This is a genomic window from Nonomuraea sp. NPDC051191 (assembly GCF_044455665.1).
Taxonomy (GTDB): domain Bacteria; phylum Actinomycetota; class Actinomycetes; order Streptosporangiales; family Streptosporangiaceae; genus Nonomuraea.
The window spans coordinates 483,102-499,023 of sequence record NZ_JBITEZ010000003.1 but is presented as its reverse complement, the minus strand read 5'-3'; the positions used below and the strand labels follow the sequence as shown (position 1 = coordinate 499,023).

The window sequence follows — 15,922 nt, the reverse complement described above, 5'->3', positions numbered from 1 at the left end:
GGGTTCGGGCCTGCGGCGTCAAGCCCCCTAGGATGGCAGTGTCCCAAACTCCATCCACGAAACGGGTTCAACGACTCATGTCCGCCATAACCCGCGACGAGGTCGCCCACCTGGCCCGGTTGTCCAGGCTGGCGCTCACCGACGACGAGCTCGACCACTACGCCACCCAGCTCGATGCCATCATCGAGTCGGTCGCGAAGGTGGCCGAGGTCGCTGCCGAGGACGTGCCGCCTTCGTCGCACGCGCTTCCGCTGACCAATGTCTTCCGTGCCGACGAGGTGCGACAGTCCCTGACGCCCAAGCAGGCCCTTTCCGGCGCTCCCGCCGTCGAGGACGACCGCTTCCGTGTGCCGCGCATCCTCGGGGAGGAGGCATGAGTCTGATCCGCAAGACCGCCGCCGAGCTGGGCGCGATGATCGCCGCGGGTGACGTGTCGGCCGCCGAGGTGGCCGAGGCGCACCTCGACCGCATGGCCGAGGTGGAGCCCAAGGTCCAGGCGTTCCTGCACGTCGACCGGGAGACCACCCTTGAGCAGGCGCGGGCGGTCGACGCCCGGCTGCGCGCGGGAGAGAAGCTCGGGCCGCTGGCCGGGGTGCCCGTCGCGCACAAGGACATCTTCGCCACCCGCGACATGCCGACCACGGCCGGGTCCAAGATCCTCGAAGGGTGGCGGCCGCCGTACGACGCGACCGTGACCGCGCGCCTGCGCGAGGCCGGGCTGGTCATCCTCGGCAAGACGAACCTCGACGAGTTCGCCATGGGCTCCTCCACGGAGAACTCCGCCTACCACCCGACCCGCAACCCTTGGGACCTGGACAGGATCCCGGGCGGCTCGTCCGGCGGGTCCAGCGCGGCCGTCGCCGCGTACGAGGCGCCGCTGTCCACGGGCACCGACACCGGTGGCTCGATCCGGCAGCCGGCCGCCGTCACGGGCATCGTGGGCATGAAGCCGACCTACGGTGGTTCGTCCCGTTACGGGCTGATCGCGTTCGCGAGCTCGCTCGACACGCCGGGGCCGTTCGCGCGGAACGTGCTCGACGCGGCGCTGCTTCAGGAGGCGTTCTCCGGGCACGACCCGATGGACTCCACGTCGGTCGACGCGCCGGTCCCGAGCGTCGTCGAGGCGGCCAGGAACCCCGACGTGTCCGGCATGCGCATCGGCGTGGTCAAGGAGTTCGCCGGCGAGGGCTACCAGCCGGGCGTGCTGGCCCGCTACCACGAGGCCGTCAAGCTGCTCGAGTCGCTGGGCGCCACGGTCGTCGAGGTGTCCTGCCCGTCGTTCACGACCGCGCTGCCGGCGTACTACCTGATCGCGCCGTCGGAGTGCTCGTCCAACCTGGCCCGCTTCGACGCCATGCGCTACGGCCTGCGCGTCGGCGACGACGGCACCCGCAGTGCCGAGGAGGTCATGGCGCTGACCAGGGCCGCCGGGTTCGGCCCCGAGGTCAAGCGGCGCATCATGCTGGGCACGTACGCGCTGTCCAGCGGCTACTACGACGCCTACTACGGCCAGGCGCAGAAGGTGCGCACGGTCATCTCGCGCGAGTTCCAGGCGGCCTACGAGCAGGTCGACGTGCTGGTCTCGCCGACGACGCCGACCACGGCGTTCCGGCTGGGCGAGCGCACCGACGACCCGATGGCGATGTACCTCGCCGACCTGTGCACCATCCCGTCCAACCTCGCGGGCAACGCGGCCATCTCGGTGCCGTGCGGCCTGGCCGACGAGGACAACCTGCCGGTCGGCCTGCAGATCATGGCCCCGGTTCTGGCCGACGACCGTTGCTATCGCGTCGGCGCCGCCGTCGAGAAGGCCCTGGAGAGCCGCTGGGGCGGCCCGCTGCTGAAGGAGGCCCCGTCGCTATGACCATGGTCTATGACGAAGCGCTCGACAGGTTCGAGCCGGTGCTCGGGCTGGAGACGCACGTCGAGCTCGGCACGAAGTCGAAGATGTTCTGCGGCTGCAAGACCGCCTTCGGCGCCCCGGCCAACACGCAGGTCTGCCCGACCTGTCTGGCGCTGCCCGGCTCGCTGCCCGTGGCCAACGCCATGGCCATCGAGTCGACGATCCGCATCGGCCTGGCGCTGAACTGCTCGATCGCCGAGTGGTGCCGCTTCGCCCGGAAGAACTACTTCTATCCGGACATGCCGAAGAACTACCAGATCTCCCAGTACGACGAGCCGCTCTGCTTCGACGGCTACGTCGACGTCGAGGTCGGCGGCGAGACCGTGCGCATCGAGATCGAGCGGGTGCACCTGGAGGAGGACACCGGCAAGTCCACCCACATGGGCGGCGCGACCGGCCGCATCCACGGGGCCGACTACTCGATCGTCGACTACAACCGCGCCGGCATCCCGCTGGTGGAGATCGTCACCAAGCCCATCCCGGGCACCGACCGGCTCGCGCCGGAGGTGGCCAAGGCGTACGTCACCGAGCTGCGCGAGATCATGCGCTCGCTCGGCGTGTCCGACGTGCGCATGGAGGAGGGCTCGCTGCGCTGCGACGTCAACGTCTCGCTCATGCCGCGCGGGGCCTCGGAGTGGGGCACCCGCACCGAGACCAAGAACGTCAACTCGCTGCGCAGCGTCGAGCGGGCGGTGCGCAGCGAGATCGAGCGCCAGGCGGGGATCCTCGCCGAGGGCGGCAAGATCTTCCAGGAGACGCGGCACTTCCACGAGGACACCGGCACCACCACGTCCGGCCGGTCCAAGGAGGAGGCCCAGGACTACCGGTACTTCCCGGAGCCCGACCTGGTGCCGATCGAGCCCGACCCGGTGTGGGTGGCCGAGCTGAAGGCGGCGCTGCCCGAGCTGCCGTCGGTCCGGCGCAAGCGGCTGCAGGCCGAGTGGGGCGTGTCCGACCTCGACATGCAGGCCATGCACAACGCCGACGCGTTCGACCTGGTCGAGGCCACGGTCGCGGCCGGCGCCCCGGCGGCCGACGCGCGCAAGTGGTGGATGGGCGAGCTGGCGCGACGCGCCAACGAGAGCGGCGTCGCGCTGGCCGAGCTGCCCATCACGCCGGCCCAGATCGCCAGGGTCACCGAGCTGGTGGCCTCGGGCGCGCTCAACGACAAGCTCGCCCGGGAGGTGCTCGAAGGCGTGCTGGCCGGTGAGGGCACGCCCGACGAGGTGGTCGAGGCGCGCGGCCTGAAGATCGTCAACGACGAGGGCGAGCTGTCGGCGATCATCGACCAGGTGCTGGCCGCCAACGCGGACGCGGCCGAGAAGGTGCGCTCCGGGAAGATCGCCGCCGCCGGTGCGCTGGTCGGTGGCGTGATGAAGGCCAGTCGCGGCAAGGCCGACGCGGCCCGCGCCCGGGAGCTCATCCTGGAGAAGCTGGGCGTCTCGGAGTAGGTCCGGCACATCGGCGGAACCCCTGGTGGTTCCGCCGATGGGAGGAGGTCCGGCACATCGGCGGGGCCCCAGGTGGTCCCGTCGATCCGGACATATCGACAGGGCCACCGAGGGGTCGCGCCCATGACCACCCGCCTCGGGGAGGCGGGCTCCAAGAACCACCGGGCGACGTTCCCGGTGGGCGGGCCGGTCAGTCCTCGCGTGACACGGGTGTGACCGCATCGACGCCCCGGCGTGCCATCAGCCGCCGCAACAGCGGCGTCAGCAGCGCGAGCAGGGCCAGGGCCAGGAGCACGGCGGCGATCGGGCTGCGTACCAGCACGCTCACGTCGCCCGCGCCGATGGCGAGCGCGCGGCGGAGCTGGATCTCGGCCATCGGCCCGAGGATCATGCCGATCACCGCGGGCGCGACGGGCAGGCCGAAGCGGCGCATGGAGAACCCGAGCAGGCCGAGGACGTACAGGACGAACAGGTCCACGACCGTGCCGTTCAGGGCGTAGACGCCGAGCGCGGCGAACAGCACGATCCCGGCGTACAAGTACGGCCGGGGGATGCGCAGGACGCGCGCCCACAGGGGAGCCAGCGGCAGGTTCAGCACGAGCAGCATCGTGTTGCCGACGAACAGCGAGGCGATCATCGCCCACACCAGGGCCGGGTTGTGGTCGAAGAGCTGCGGGCCGGGTTGCAGGCCGTACTGCTGGAAGGCGGCCAGCAGGATGGCGGCCGTGGCCGACGTGGGCAGGCCCAGCGTGAGCAGCGGGACCAGGGTCCCGGCCGCCGAGGCGTTGTTGGCCGCCTCCGGGCCCGCCACGCCCTCGATCGCGCCCTTGCCGTACTCCTCCTTGGCCACGCCCTTGGCCAGGCGCTTCTCGGCCGCGTACGACAGGAAGGTGGGGATCTCCGCGCCCCCGCCGGGCAGCGCGCCGAACGGGAACCCGAGCGCGGTCCCGCGCAGCCACGGCAGCCACGAACGCCGCCAGTCGGCACGGCCCATCCACGCCCGGCCCACGGGCACCACCTCGGGGGTGGCGTGCCGCAGCCGGGAGGCCACGTACAGGGCCTCGCCGACCGCGAACAGGCCCACCGCGACGATCACCACGTCGATGCCGTCGAGCAGCTGCGGGACGCCCAGCGTGAGCCGCGCCTGACCGGTCTGCTGGTCGATGCCGATCAGCCCGATCACCAGGCCCAGCCCCAAGGAGGCCAGCCCGCGCACGATCGAGCGGGACAACACCGACGACACGGCGGTGAAGGCCAGGATCGCCAGCGCGAAGTAGTCCTCGGGGCCGAACGAGATCGCGAAGCTCACCACGGCGGGCGCGGCCACCACCAGCAGTGCGGTGGCGATCGTGCCCGCCACGAACGACCCGACGGCCGCCGTGGCGAGAGCCTGCGCGGCCCGCCCGCGCCTGGCCATCTTGTTGCCCTCCAGGGCGGTGATCATGGAGGACGACTCGCCGGGCGTGTTGAGCAGGATGGAGGTGGTCGAGCCGCCGTACATGCCGCCGTAGTAGATGCCGGCGAACATGATGAACGCGCTGGCCGGCGGCACGGTGAAGGTGATCGGCAGCAGCAGCGCCACGGTCATCGCGGGCCCGATGCCGGGCAGCACGCCGACCAGGGTGCCGAGGGTGACGCCGATCAGGGCGTACAGGAGGTTGACGGGGGTGAGCGCGGCGGCGAAGCCGTCCATCAGGAGGTCGATCGAGCCCATCTCACATCACCCCGCCGAGCGGCCCGGCCGGCAGCGAGACGCCGAGCCCCTTGACGAACAGCAGGTACGTCGTCACGCCGAGCACCACGGCCACCACGGCGGCCCGCAGCCTGTGCTCGGCCCCGAGCACGACCGACAGGCCGAAGAACAGCAGACTGGCGCCGATGACCCAGCCGAGCACGTCCAGGAGCGCGGCGAAGGCCAGGAAGACGCCGCTGACCAGGCCGACGCTGCGCCAGTCGGTGGGGGCGCCCGCGTCCACGTCCTCGCTCTCCTCGGGGTCGCCGGCGCCGCCGCGCAGGACGTCGATCACATAGAACACGCCGATCAGCACCATGGCCCCGCCGACCAGCATGGGGAAGAAGCGCGGCCCGAGGCCGAGCCGGGAGGCCGCGGCCGAGACGTCGAGCGTGCCGACCACCACGAACACGCCCAGCGCGAGCACCACGACCGCCAGCCCGAGTTCGGGCCGCCACCAGCGAGCCATCAGGACACGAGCCCCATTTCGGCGATGATGCCCTTGACCTTGCTCTCCTCGGACTTCAGGTAGTCGGTGAACTGCTGCCCGGTCTGGAAGGAGTCGATCCAGCCGTTCTTTGCGACGGCGTCCTTCCACGGCTGGGAGTCGTGCATCTTGGTGACCAGGTCGGTGAGGGACTTCTTGGCGGCGTCGTCCAGGCCGCCGGGGGCGACGAAGCCGCGCCAGTTGGCCAGCTCGACGTCCAGGCCGCCCTCCTTCAGGGTCGGCGCGTCCAGGCCGGCCACGCGCGAGCCGCTGCTGACGGCCAGCGCCCGCAGCTTGCCGGACTTCACGTGCTCGGCGAACTCGCCGACGCCCGAGATGCCCGCGCTGACCTTGCTGCCCAGCAGCGCGTTGAGCGCCTCGCCGCCGCCGGAGTGCGCGATGTAGTTGACCTGCTTGGGGTCCACGCCGGCGGCCTTGGCCATCAGCCCGGCCACGATGTGGTCGGTGCCGCCCGCCGAGCCGCCCGCCACGGAGACCTTCGCCGGGTCGGCCTTCCACGCGGCCACCATGTCGGCCAGCGTCTTGAACGGGGAGTCCGCCGGGACCACGACGATCTCGTACTCCTCGGTCAGCTTGGCGATGGGCGTGGTCTCGGCCAGGGTGACCTTCGACTTGTTCTGCTCGATGGCGCCCACCATGACCAGGCCCATGGTCATCAGCAGATTGCCGTTGCCCTTCTCGCCGGCGAGCTGGGCCAGGCCGATCGTGCCGCCCGCGCCCGGCACGTTGTAGACCTCGACCTTGCGCTTGGGGTCGGCCGTCTTGAGCGCCTGCTCGGCCGTGCGGGCGGTCTGGTCCCAGCCGCCGCCGGCCGCCGCCGGGGCCATGATCCGCAGGGACGCTTCGCCGCCGGAGGCGCCGGTCCCGCCGCAGCCGGACAGGGTGGTGACGGAGAGTGCCGCCAGGGCGGCGGCGAATACGCGCAAGCGCATGATCACTCCAAGGGGGATTCTCACAGTCGTAGGGCTGCGATGGTGATGCCCGTTCCCCGTCCGGTCGAGGCTTTGGGCGATTGCCGTCATAGTGGTCGTATTGGTCGCGACCTGGCCGTGACCTGGCTTTGTTTCCATGTGGGCGTGCGCAGGGTTACCGATGCCCCCCTCGGCACCCAGTTGTTCGTGCTCCAGATGGTGATCGTGCTGCTCGCCGTCGGCGGCACGGCCGGTGTGTGGGCCGGGCACACGCGGGAGCAGCTCGACGCGCTGCACCAGCAGCGCGCCCTGGCCATCGCGCAGTCGGTGGCCGCCCTTCCGCAGGTGCGCGACGCCTTCAGGCTGGAGAACCCGGAGTCGGTGCTGCAACCGCTGGCGCTCAGCGTCCAGCACGAGACCGGAGCCGACTACGTGGCCATCGCCAACGCCGAGCAGAAGCGCTACGCCCATCCCAACGCCGCCCTGATCGGCAAACGGCTGTCCACCGACGGCACCGCGGTCCTGCGTACGGGCCGGAGCTGGGTGGGCACCGAGACCGGCACGATCGGCACCACGGTCAGGGGCAAGACCCCCATCCGCGACGAATACGGCAACGTCATCGGCCTGGTCTCGGTCGGCGTGCTCCAGACCACGGTCACCGGCCAGCTCGGCGGCGCGCTGCCGCCGCTGATCTGGACGGCGCTGGCCGTGCTGCTGGCCGGTCTGGCGCTGGCCGCGCTGATCACCGCCCGGGTGCGCAGGCAGACGTTCGGGCTGGAGCCGCGTGAGATCGCCGAACTGCTGGAGCAGCGCGAGGGCGTGCTGCACGGCGTGAAGGAGGGCGTGCTCGCCCTCGACCTGGCCGGACGCGTCACGCTGGTCAACGACGCGGCCCGCGACCTGCTCGGCGACCTGGGGGCCGACGTGACGAGCATGCCGGTCTCCGAGCGCATGCGCGACGTGCTGACCGGCGCCGACCCGGGCGAGGACCGCGTGGTGCTGCACGGCGACCGCGTGCTGGTACTCAACAGGACCCCGGTCGCCGTACGCGGCCGCCATCGCGGCTGGGTCGTCACCCTGCGCGACCGCACCGAGCTGGTCCGCCTGGCCCGCGAGCTGGACGACAGCAGCAGCGCGACCGAGGCCCTGCGCGCCCAGGCCCACGAGTTCGCCAACCGCATGCACACGGTCGTCGGCCTGCTGGAGCTCGGTGAGCACGAGGCCGCGATCGGCTTCATCACCCGCACCACGGCCGGCGCGTACGCCACCGGCCTGCGCGAACGCGTCCAGGACCCCACGCTGGCCGCGCTGCTGCTGGCCAAGTCGGCGGAGGCGGCCGAACGCGGGGCCCGGCTGGTGCTGTCGGAGGACTCCGCCGTGCCCGAGGGCGCGCTCGGAGACCCGCAGGACGCCGTCCTGGTGGTCGGGAACCTGGTCGCCAACGCGATCGACGCCCTCGACGGCGCGGGCGGGACGATCGAGGTGTCGGTCGTGGCCGACGCCGAGGGCCTGCACGTCCGGGTCGGCGACTCCGGCCCCGGCATCACCCCCGAGCTGGTGGAGGAGGTCTTCAGGGAGGGCTTCACGACGAAGGCCGCCCACTCGGGGCCGCGCGGCCTGGGCCTGGCCCTGACCCGGCAGGCGTGCCTGCGCAGGGGCGGCTGGGTCCGGGTGCGCAACGCGGGAGGCGCCGTCTTCACCGCCCTGCTGCCCGCCGAGGCCCGCGCGTGAACGACGTACGGGTCCTGGTGGTGGACGACGACTTCATGGTCGCCCGCATCCACAGCGGGTACGTCTCGCGCGTCCCCGGCTTCGAGGTCGTCGCGGTGGCGCACGGCGGGGCCGACGCGCTGGCCGCCGTGGCCGAGCTCCGGCCCGACCTGGTCCTGCTCGACATCTACCTGCCCGACATGTCCGGCCTGGAGGTGCTCAAGTCAATCACCGACGTGGACGTCCTGATGATCAGCGCGGCCCGCGACGTGGCCACGGTCAGGGAAGCCATGCGCGGCGGCGCGGTCAACTACCTGATCAAGCCGTTCACCGCCGCCGCGCTCACCGAACGCCTCCGCCAGTACGCCGACACCCGCAGACGGCTCACCGCCATCGGCCCCCAGGCCCGCCAGGACGACGTGGACCGGCTCTTCGGCGCGCCCCGGCAGGCCGTCCCGGTGCCCAAGGGCCTGTCGCCGGCCACCTGCGCGCTGGTGGAAGGGGCGCTGCGCGAGGCCGGAGGGGACCTGTCGGCGGCCGAGACGGCCGAGCTCACGGGCCTGTCGAGGGTGAGCGCGCGGCGGTACCTGGAGCATCTGTGCGCCTCGGGCCGGGCCGAGCTGCATCCCAGGTACGGCACCGCGGGACGGCCGGAACATCGCTACCGGTGGCTAGGTTGACACACTTCCGTATTCGTTTCTCGTGACATAGTCGGATACTCGTGCCTTACTGTTGCCTGAGACTTGGCTGCGGACCGGGAGGAGATTGAGGCGTGCGAAACGCCGGACCGATCGAATCACCGACCGACCCGTTCGCCTCGGTGCCTCTGCCCACGTCGGGTGTCTCCAAGAAGCCGCGGATCGAAGGATTACCTCCGGGCGTGTCCCGTGACATCTTCGGCCCGCAGGACCAGCAGGAGCCCCGGCCGGCCCCAGGACCGAGCGCGCCCGGCGGTCAGACCGGCGGCGCGCTGCCACCCAAGGCGCCGCCCGCGCAGCCGTGGCCGATGAAGGACAAGGACTCCGCCGCGTCCGCCCCCGTGTTCGGGGGGAGCGGCGGCGACCGGCCGTCCTCCTTCGAGCCCGAGCCCGCCCGCCGGCGCCGCCTGCTGCCCGGCCTGCTCGTGCTGGTGCTCGTCCTGGCCGCGCTGGCGTACGTGGTGCCGGCCGTGATGATGTCGGGGGCCGTGCTGCGCGGCACCCGCGTCGGCGGCGTGGACATCGGCGGTCTGACCGTCACCCAGGCGGCCGACAAGCTGCGCACCGAGCTGGGCGCCAGGCTCAGCCGGCCGGTCACCGTGCAGGCCGGCGCCAAGAAGGACACCATCCAGCCCGACGAGGCCGGGCTCGAACTCGACGTGGTCGGCACCATCGGGCAGGCCCCCAGCGGCTTCCCCGGCCCGGTCGAGGTCTGGCGCGGCCTGACCGGCACGACCGACGTCCCGCCCAAGCTGACCATCGACACCTCGCAGCTCACCAGGACCGTCGAGGGCCTGGCCGAAGGCGTGGACAAGCAGACCCGCGAGGGCAAGGTGGTCTTCTCCGGGCTGGTGCCGAAGGCCCGCATGCCCGAGGACGGCGTGCTGCTCGACCGGGACGACGCCGTGCGCCGGATCGGCGAGGCGTTCCTGCGCGGCGGCGGCGCGGTGGTGCTCACCATGCGCCCGGCCAAGCCCGCCACCTCGGCGGAGTCCGTCGAGTCGGCCCTGGCCGAGGCCAGGAAGGCCGTCTCCGCGCCCGTCACGCTGACCCTCGCCGGCAAGCAGGCCCAGCTCACCCCGGCGATGATCGCCGCCCACCTGTCCTACGCGCCCGGCGACGACGGCGCGCTCGTCCCCGAGTTCGACGCCGAGGCCGCGCTCGCGCCGGTGGAGAACAGCCTCGTGGACGCCACGCAGCAGCCGCGCGACGCCACGTACCAGATCGTCGGCGACAAGCCGGTGCTGGTGCCCGCGCGCAAGGGCAGGGGCGTGAACGCCAAGCTGCTGGCCCGGGACATCGAGAAGCTGTTCGGCTCGGACGGTCCGCGGACCGTGGAGGTCAAGCTGGGCGTGGTCACCCCGGAGGTCACCACCGGCCAGATCCGCGGCCTCGGCATCAAGGAGAACGTCGGCACGTTCAGCACGACGTTCGACTGCTGCCCGCCGCGCGTCACCAACATCCGGCGCATGGCCCAGGAGCTCGACGGCAGGCTGGTCAAGCCGGGAGAGACGTTCTCGCTCAACGAGGCGACCGGCGAGCGCACGGTCGAGGACGGCTACGTCCAGGCCGGCCAGATCGTCGGCGGCCGGATGGTGGACATCGTCGGCGGCGGCGTCTCCCAGTTCGCCACCACCATGTACAACGCGGCCTTCCTCGGCGGCTTCGACCTGGTCGAGCGCGAGCCCATGGACTACTACGCGCCCTCCTACCCCGCCGGGCGCGACGTGGCGCTGCTCTACCCCGACCGCGACCTCAAGTGGCGCAACGACTCCGAGTACGGCGTGCTGATCAAGACCACGACCACCCCCACGACGGTCACCGTCTCCCTGTGGAGCACCAAGCGGTACGACAAGATCGAGGCGGTCGAGTCCGAGCGGCGCGACTTCAAGCCGTTCGGACGGGCGACCAGCGGCGAGGCGGGCTGCGTGGCCACCACGGGCCAGCAGGGGTTCACGATCGACGTCACCCGCGTGTTCTACAAGGACGGCGAGGTCGTCAAGAAGGACAAGAAGCTGGTCACCAAGTACCGGCCGCAGACCGCGCTCACCTGCGGCGCGCCCGGCTAGGACCTGGCTAGGACAGGGGGACCGAGATGATCCGGTCGTCCCCCGGACGCGGTGAGCCGCGGCCGTCCTTGTTGCTGGTGCTCACCCACAGGGCGCCGCCGGGGGCCGCGGTGACCGCGCGCAGCCTGCCGTAGCGGCCGGTCAGGCGGGCCACGGGCGTGCCCGGCGAGCCGTCCCGGCCCAGCGGCACCTGCCACAGCCGCTGGCCGCGCAGCGTGCCCACCCACAGCGCGCCGTCCGCGTACGCCATCCCGGACGGCGACGCCTCGCCGGTGGACCAGGTGAGGATGGGGTTGACGAAGCGGGCGTCGTTCCCCTTGCCCTCGACCTCCGGCCAGCCGTAGTTGGCGCCCGGCCGGACCAGGTTGATCTCGTCGTAGGTGTTCGCGCCGAACTCCGAGGCGTACAGGCGGCCCGCGGTGTCCCAGGCCAGGCCCTGGACGTTGCGGTGGCCGTAGCTGTAGACGAGCGTGCCGAACGGGTTGCCGGGGGCGGGGGCGCCGTCCGCGGTCATGCGCAGGATCTTGCCGCCGAGCGAGTCGCGCCGCTGGGCCAGCTCGCGGTCGCCGGTCTCGCCGGTGGTGGCGTACAGGTAGCCGTCGGGGCCGAAGGCGAGCCGGCCGCCGTTGTGGATGCCGCCCTTCGGGATGCCCTGGACGATGATCTGCTCGTCGCGGAGACCGTCGTCGCCGAGCCGGTAGCGGACGATCCGGTTGTCCTGCTCGGCCGTGTAGTACAGGAAGACCTGCCGGTCCTTGACCGCCACGCCCAGCAGGCCGCCCTCGCCCCCGGGCCGCGCGCCGGTGATCCGGCCGACCTCGGTGACCTTGCCCGCAGGGGTGACGCGCAGCAGCCTGGCCGTGTCGCGCTCGGTGACCAGGGCGTCGCCGCCGGGCAGGAAGGCGATCGCCCACGGCACGGCCAGGCCGGCCGCCACGTCCTTGGGCGCGCCGGGCGCCACGGCCGCCGGCACGGAGGCGGTGGGAGCGGTCGGGACGGAGGTGGCCGCGGGGGTGGGGACGGAGGCCGCAGGGCGCGTCTCGCCGTCGCCGGAGCAGGCGGTGAGCGCGGCCAGGAGCACGATCGTCCAGAGCTTCCTCATGTGTTCCATACTTCCCCGCGGGTCGTAAGGTTCTCGGCATGAAGATCTGGGTTCCGTCCGAAGCGGCGGCGGACGTCCTGTCTGACCTGCCGGGCGTTGAGTGCGCTGTTTACGATGGTTCGTCCATGCCGGACGGCATCGAGGACGTCGAGGTCTGGATCCCGCCGCTGGTCGTGGTGCCCGGCGTGGCGGAGACGCTGGCGCGGATGCGCTCGCTGCGGCTGGTGCAGACCGTCACCGCGGGGGTGGAGCCGTACCGGCCGCACCTGCCCGAGGGCGTGGTGCTGTGCAACGCCCGCGGCGTGCACGACGCCGGCACCGCCGAGTGGGCGGTCGGCGCGATGATCGCGGTGCTCAGGGAGTTCCCCGGGTTCACCGACGCCCAGCGCAGGGGTGAGTGGACCTACCACCACACCGGCGTGCTCGCCGACTCCACCGTGCTCATCGTCGGCCACGGGTCCATCGGCGCGGCGGTCGAGCGGCGGCTGAGCGGCTTCGAGGTCGAGGTCGTCCGGGTGGCCAGGAGCGCGCGCGAGGGCGTGCACGCCATGGAGGAGCTGCCCGCGCTGCTGCCGGCGGCCGACGTCGTGGTCCTGCTCGTGCCCGCCACGGCCGACACCGCCGGCATGGTCGACGGCGCCTTCCTGGCCCGCATGAAGGACGGCGCCGTCCTGGTCAACGCCGCCAGGGGCGGCGTGGTCGACACCGAAGCCCTGATCGCCGAGCTCAAAACCGGTAGGCTACGCGCCGCGCTCGACGTCACCGCGCCCGAGCCGCTGCCCGAGGGCCACCCCCTCTGGAACGCGCCGGGCGTGCTGATCACACCGCACATCGCGGGCAGCACCCCCGCCTCCGTGCGACGCACGCTCCGGCTGATCCGCGAGCAGCTCGGCCGTTTCCTCGCAGGTGAAGAGTTGATCAACGTCATTACCGACTCGTATTGAGAGGATTCCGGAACGTGGCTGGTCCGTGACCTTTCGTGCGTACGGTGGCGTCTGCAGGGAGTTCCTGACTCGCTGTCAAGGAACTCTTGGCGGAAATTGGTCTGTGTGGTTATCAGATCGGTGACGACATCGGCGTTGTCACCACCCGCGCATCCGCGACCGCACACACTGGCGATGTGCCCGCCGGGCTTCGGCGGACACTGGTGCAGGGTTCAAGACAGGATGGGCAACGACTGTGATCCGCTGGCGTGATCCACGGGCGCCGCTGGCCGCCGCAGGGGCGGCAGGAGTGGTGGCGTTCGCCGCCGCGCTCCTCGCGGGCGGGCCGGCCCTGCTGACCGGGGCCGTGGCCGGAGGCGTGGCGGCCCTCGTCGCCGCCGCCTCGCTGCTGGGGGTCTCGCTCAGGTCGGCCGAACACCGCTCGACGGCGATGGCCGCGCGCTGGATGGGCGGCGGCGCGGTCGTGTGGGCCGCGGGTGTGGCGCTGCGCTCGGTTGCCACGAGCTTCGTCGTCGGCTTCGCCGACCTGTTCGTCCTGCTCGGCACCGTGATCATCGCGGGCGGCGCGCTGATCGCCGCCGACCGCAGGTTCCCGGCCAAGGTCGTGCTGAGGCATCTCACGGACGCGTACCTGTGCGCGGCCTCGCTCTTCCTCATCGGCTGGGTGGTCGCGCTGCGCCACTACTACGAGGACACGGGCGACGCGCCCACGTTCACGTTCGCCATGGTGCCGCCGATGATCGCGTTGCTCGTCACCTGCGGGGTGATCCCCTCGGTGCTCAACAGCAGGGCGGGCTCCTGGCTGCTCGGCCTGGCCGGGGTGGGCGTGCTCGCCACCATGACCGTGGGCGGGCTGTCGGCCGCCATGGCCCGTCTGTCCGGCGAGCAGCCGCCCATGACGACCGTCATGCTCGTGCCGGTGGCGCTGCTGCTGCTGGCCGCCGTGCCCTGGGGGCCGCGGGCGCGGCCGGTGGGCGGTCCGGTCGTGCGCAACGTGGTCGCGATGATGCCGCTCGCGCTCGTCGCCGTGGCCGCCTGCACGCTGCTGGCCCACCTCGCGGGCTCCCGCGCCGCGCAGCCGGTGACCGGCGTCGTGGTGGTCGCGGTCTCCGTGGTGCTGCTCCTGCTCGTCCGCCTGTTCGTGCTCTCGGCGGCCTCCATCCGGCTGCGCGGCCTGGTCTCGCTGGGCGAGCGGCAGCTCAGGGAGCTGGCCGAGAGCACCGGCGACGTGGTGCTGCTGTGCGACTACGAGGGCGTGGTCCACCAGATCGGCGCCGGCGTCGAGGTCACCTACGGCTACCCTCCCGAGGACCTGGTCGGCGGCTCGATCTTCGACTACATCCACCCCGAGGACGTCCCCGGCATCCAGGCCGCGATGCGCGCCATGACCACCGACGAGGAGGGCGCCGCGCCGGGCGCCTGCATGATCGCCTGCCGGGTGCGCGCCGCCGACGGCACCTGGCGGCCCACCGAGTCCGTCGCCACCCGCCACATCGGCGGCGACGACCTCATGCTCGTCACCACCCGCGACGTCAGCGACGAGGAGGCCCTGCGCAACCAGGTCGCCCACCTCACCTTCCACGACGGCGTCACCGGGCTGCCCAACCGCGCCTACTTCGAGGAGCGCACCCGCGAGGTGCTGTCGGGCCGCACGTCCGGCAACGTCGCGGTCATCTTCCTCGACCTCGACGGGTTCACCTCGGTCAACGACTCGGTGGGGCACGCCAGCGGCGACTACCTGCTCGGCCAGGCCGCCCGGCGGCTGCGCGGGGCCGTACGCGCCGACGACACGCTGGCCCGCTGGGGCGGTGACGAGTTCGCCGTGCTCGTGGAGACCGGCGGCGACGCGCAGATGGCCGTGGACATGGCCGAGCGCCTGGTACGCGCGGTCTCCCAGGAGCCCTTCCGGGTGGCCGACCGCGACGTTGCGCTGACCGCGAGCGTGGGCGTGGCCTTCACCGAGGACGGCCTGCCCGCCGGCGACCTCATGCGCAACGCCGATGTGGCGATGGCGCGTTCCAAGGAACTGGGCGGCCGCCGGGTCGAGGTGTTCGCCGCGCAGATGCACGCCGACGTCGTGCGCCGCCTGGAGCTGGCCGCCGACCTGCAGCGGGCGCTCATCGAGCAGCAGTTCGCCATCGAGTACCAGCCCGTGGTCGACCTGGCCACGTCCCGGGTGACCGCGGTGGAGGCGCTGGTGCGGTGGTGGCGGGGCTCGGTGTTCGTGCCGCCCGAGCAGTTCCTCGGCCCGGCCGAGGACACCGGGCTGATCGTGCCGCTGAGCGAGTGGATCCTGCGCGAGGCGTGCCGCGAGGTGGCCGCCTGGCGGGCCTCGTCCTGGGACATCGGCCTGTCGCTCAACCTGTCGGCGCGGCAGATCACCGCCCCCCGGTTCGTCGAGACCGTCGAGCAGGCGCTGGCCGAGAGCGGCCTGCCCGCCTCCGCGCTCACCCTTGAGGTGATCGAGGAGATGCTCGTCGAGGACGCCGAGGAGACCATCAAGCGGCTCTCGGAGCTGCGGGCGCTGGGCGTGCGCCTGGCGATCGACGACTTCGGCACCGGCTACGCCTCCCTCGCCTTCCTCCGGCAGCTCCCGGTCGACATGATCAAGATCGACCCGTCGTTCGTGTCCGGGCTGGGCAGGGACGACACGCTGACCCTGCTCACCCGGACGATCGTGCGGCTCGGCCACGACCTCGGGCTCACCGTGGTGGCCGAGGGCATCGAGCGGCCGGAGCAGCTGGAGCTGCTGCGCGAGATGGGCTGCACCAGGGGGCAGGGTTTCCTGGTGGCACGTCCCATGGCGGCGCGCGGCGTGGACAGCCTGATGCGGACGAGTCTCACCGTTTGAGACTCGTGTCCCGCCAAGTTGACACCGGGGCGTTCTGAGCGGC

Annotated in this window: 12 protein-coding genes; 8 read left to right on the top strand and 4 right to left on the bottom strand. The window is 72.2% G+C overall.

The window, feature by feature from the left end; all coding sequences use genetic code 11:
* Window positions 1–77: 77 nt before the first annotated feature.
* Genes gatC through gatB form a run of 3 tightly spaced genes read left to right on the top strand, consistent with a single transcriptional unit; the run spans window position 78 to window position 3,354 of the window.
* The gene (gatC, locus tag ACIA8R_RS10820) at window positions 78–377 is read left to right on the top strand and encodes an Asp-tRNA(Asn)/Glu-tRNA(Gln) amidotransferase subunit GatC (RefSeq protein WP_397037853.1); all 300 of its coding nucleotides are present in this window, start codon (window positions 78–80) and stop codon (window positions 375–377) included.
* Window positions 374–1,864, top strand: a complete 1,491-nt coding sequence (gene gatA, locus ACIA8R_RS10815) for an Asp-tRNA(Asn)/Glu-tRNA(Gln) amidotransferase subunit GatA (RefSeq protein WP_357697551.1) — start codon at window positions 374–376, stop codon at window positions 1,862–1,864. The genes gatC and gatA overlap by 4 nt, the downstream gene beginning before the upstream one ends.
* A 2-nt stretch (window positions 1,865–1,866) precedes the next feature.
* Complete coding sequence (gene gatB, locus ACIA8R_RS10810; RefSeq protein WP_364085651.1) at window positions 1,867–3,354, top strand: Asp-tRNA(Asn)/Glu-tRNA(Gln) amidotransferase subunit GatB; 1,488 nt, start codon at window positions 1,867–1,869, stop codon at window positions 3,352–3,354.
* 190 nt (window positions 3,355–3,544) lie between these two features.
* Here the strand turns inward: gatB and ACIA8R_RS10805 are convergent, their stop codons facing one another.
* From ACIA8R_RS10805 to ACIA8R_RS10795, 3 genes are read right to left on the bottom strand one after another with little or no spacing between them, the layout of a single operon-like run.
* A complete protein-coding gene (locus ACIA8R_RS10805; RefSeq protein WP_357697553.1) occupies window positions 3,545–5,068 on the bottom strand; it encodes a tripartite tricarboxylate transporter permease in 1,524 nt (507 codons plus the stop codon).
* A gap of 1 nt (window position 5,069) precedes the next feature.
* A complete protein-coding gene (locus tag ACIA8R_RS10800; protein WP_397037851.1) occupies window positions 5,070–5,555 on the bottom strand; it encodes a tripartite tricarboxylate transporter TctB family protein in 486 nt (161 codons plus the stop codon).
* Window positions 5,555–6,526 (bottom strand): tripartite tricarboxylate transporter substrate binding protein, encoded by a 972-nt coding sequence (locus tag ACIA8R_RS10795; RefSeq protein ID WP_397037849.1) that lies wholly within the window; start codon window positions 6,524–6,526, stop codon window positions 5,555–5,557. Before ACIA8R_RS10795 ends, ACIA8R_RS10800 begins: the two co-directional genes overlap by 1 nt.
* Window positions 6,527–6,670: 144 nt before the next feature.
* Here ACIA8R_RS10795 and ACIA8R_RS10790 point away from each other — a divergent pair, with 144 nt between their 5' ends.
* The 3 genes from ACIA8R_RS10790 (at window position 6,671) to ACIA8R_RS10780 (ending at window position 10,982) form a co-directional block, all read left to right on the top strand.
* A complete protein-coding gene (locus ACIA8R_RS10790) occupies window positions 6,671–8,236 on the top strand; it encodes a sensor histidine kinase (RefSeq protein WP_364085180.1) in 1,566 nt (521 codons plus the stop codon).
* Window positions 8,237–8,271: 35 nt separating this feature from the next.
* Entirely contained in the window at window positions 8,272–8,895 is a 624-nt protein-coding gene (locus ACIA8R_RS10785) for a response regulator (protein ID WP_397038027.1), read from the top strand.
* A gap of 200 nt (window positions 8,896–9,095) precedes the next feature.
* Window positions 9,096–10,982 carry a VanW family protein gene (locus ACIA8R_RS10780; protein WP_397037847.1) on the top strand — a complete coding sequence of 629 codons (1,887 nt, stop codon included), beginning with the start codon at window positions 9,096–9,098 and terminating at the stop codon, window positions 10,980–10,982.
* 7 nt (window positions 10,983–10,989) lie between these two features.
* Here ACIA8R_RS10780 and ACIA8R_RS10775 read toward each other — a convergent pair whose 3' ends face one another.
* Window positions 10,990–12,084 (bottom strand): PQQ-dependent sugar dehydrogenase, encoded by a 1,095-nt coding sequence (locus ACIA8R_RS10775; RefSeq protein ID WP_397037845.1) that lies wholly within the window; start codon window positions 12,082–12,084, stop codon window positions 10,990–10,992.
* A 125-nt stretch (window positions 12,085–12,209) separates the two neighbouring features.
* Between ACIA8R_RS10775 and ACIA8R_RS10770 the strand changes: the two genes are divergently transcribed.
* Together ACIA8R_RS10770 and ACIA8R_RS10765 are read left to right on the top strand one after the other, a co-directional pair.
* Window positions 12,210–13,028 carry a 2-hydroxyacid dehydrogenase gene (locus ACIA8R_RS10770; protein ID WP_357697564.1) on the top strand — a complete coding sequence of 273 codons (819 nt, stop codon included), beginning with the start codon at window positions 12,210–12,212 and terminating at the stop codon, window positions 13,026–13,028.
* Window positions 13,029–13,263: 235 nt separating this feature from the next.
* Complete coding sequence (locus tag ACIA8R_RS10765; RefSeq protein ID WP_397037843.1) at window positions 13,264–15,879, top strand: putative bifunctional diguanylate cyclase/phosphodiesterase; 2,616 nt, start codon at window positions 13,264–13,266, stop codon at window positions 15,877–15,879.
* Window positions 15,880–15,922 lie beyond the last annotated feature (43 nt).

Bases quoted from the DNA above. Each gene is read 5' to 3' on its own strand.
- gatC (WP_397037853.1), top strand. From the start codon at position 78: ATGTCCGCCATAACCCGCGACGAGGTCGCCCACCTGGCCCGGTTGTCC.
- gatA (WP_357697551.1), top strand. From the start codon at position 374: ATGAGTCTGATCCGCAAGACCGCCGCCGAGCTGGGCGCGATGATCGCC.
- gatB (WP_364085651.1), top strand. From the start codon at position 1,867: ATGGTCTATGACGAAGCGCTCGACAGGTTCGAGCCGGTGCTCGGGCTG.
- ACIA8R_RS10805 (WP_357697553.1), bottom strand. From the start codon at position 5,068: ATGGGCTCGATCGACCTCCTGATGGACGGCTTCGCCGCCGCGCTCACC.
- ACIA8R_RS10800 (WP_397037851.1), bottom strand. From the start codon at position 5,555: ATGGCTCGCTGGTGGCGGCCCGAACTCGGGCTGGCGGTCGTGGTGCTC.
- ACIA8R_RS10795 (WP_397037849.1), bottom strand. From the start codon at position 6,526: ATGCGCTTGCGCGTATTCGCCGCCGCCCTGGCGGCACTCTCCGTCACC.
- ACIA8R_RS10785 (WP_397038027.1), top strand. From the start codon at position 8,272: ATGGTCGCCCGCATCCACAGCGGGTACGTCTCGCGCGTCCCCGGCTTC.
- ACIA8R_RS10775 (WP_397037845.1), bottom strand. From the start codon at position 12,084: ATGAGGAAGCTCTGGACGATCGTGCTCCTGGCCGCGCTCACCGCCTGC.
- ACIA8R_RS10770 (WP_357697564.1), top strand. From the start codon at position 12,210: ATGCCGGACGGCATCGAGGACGTCGAGGTCTGGATCCCGCCGCTGGTC.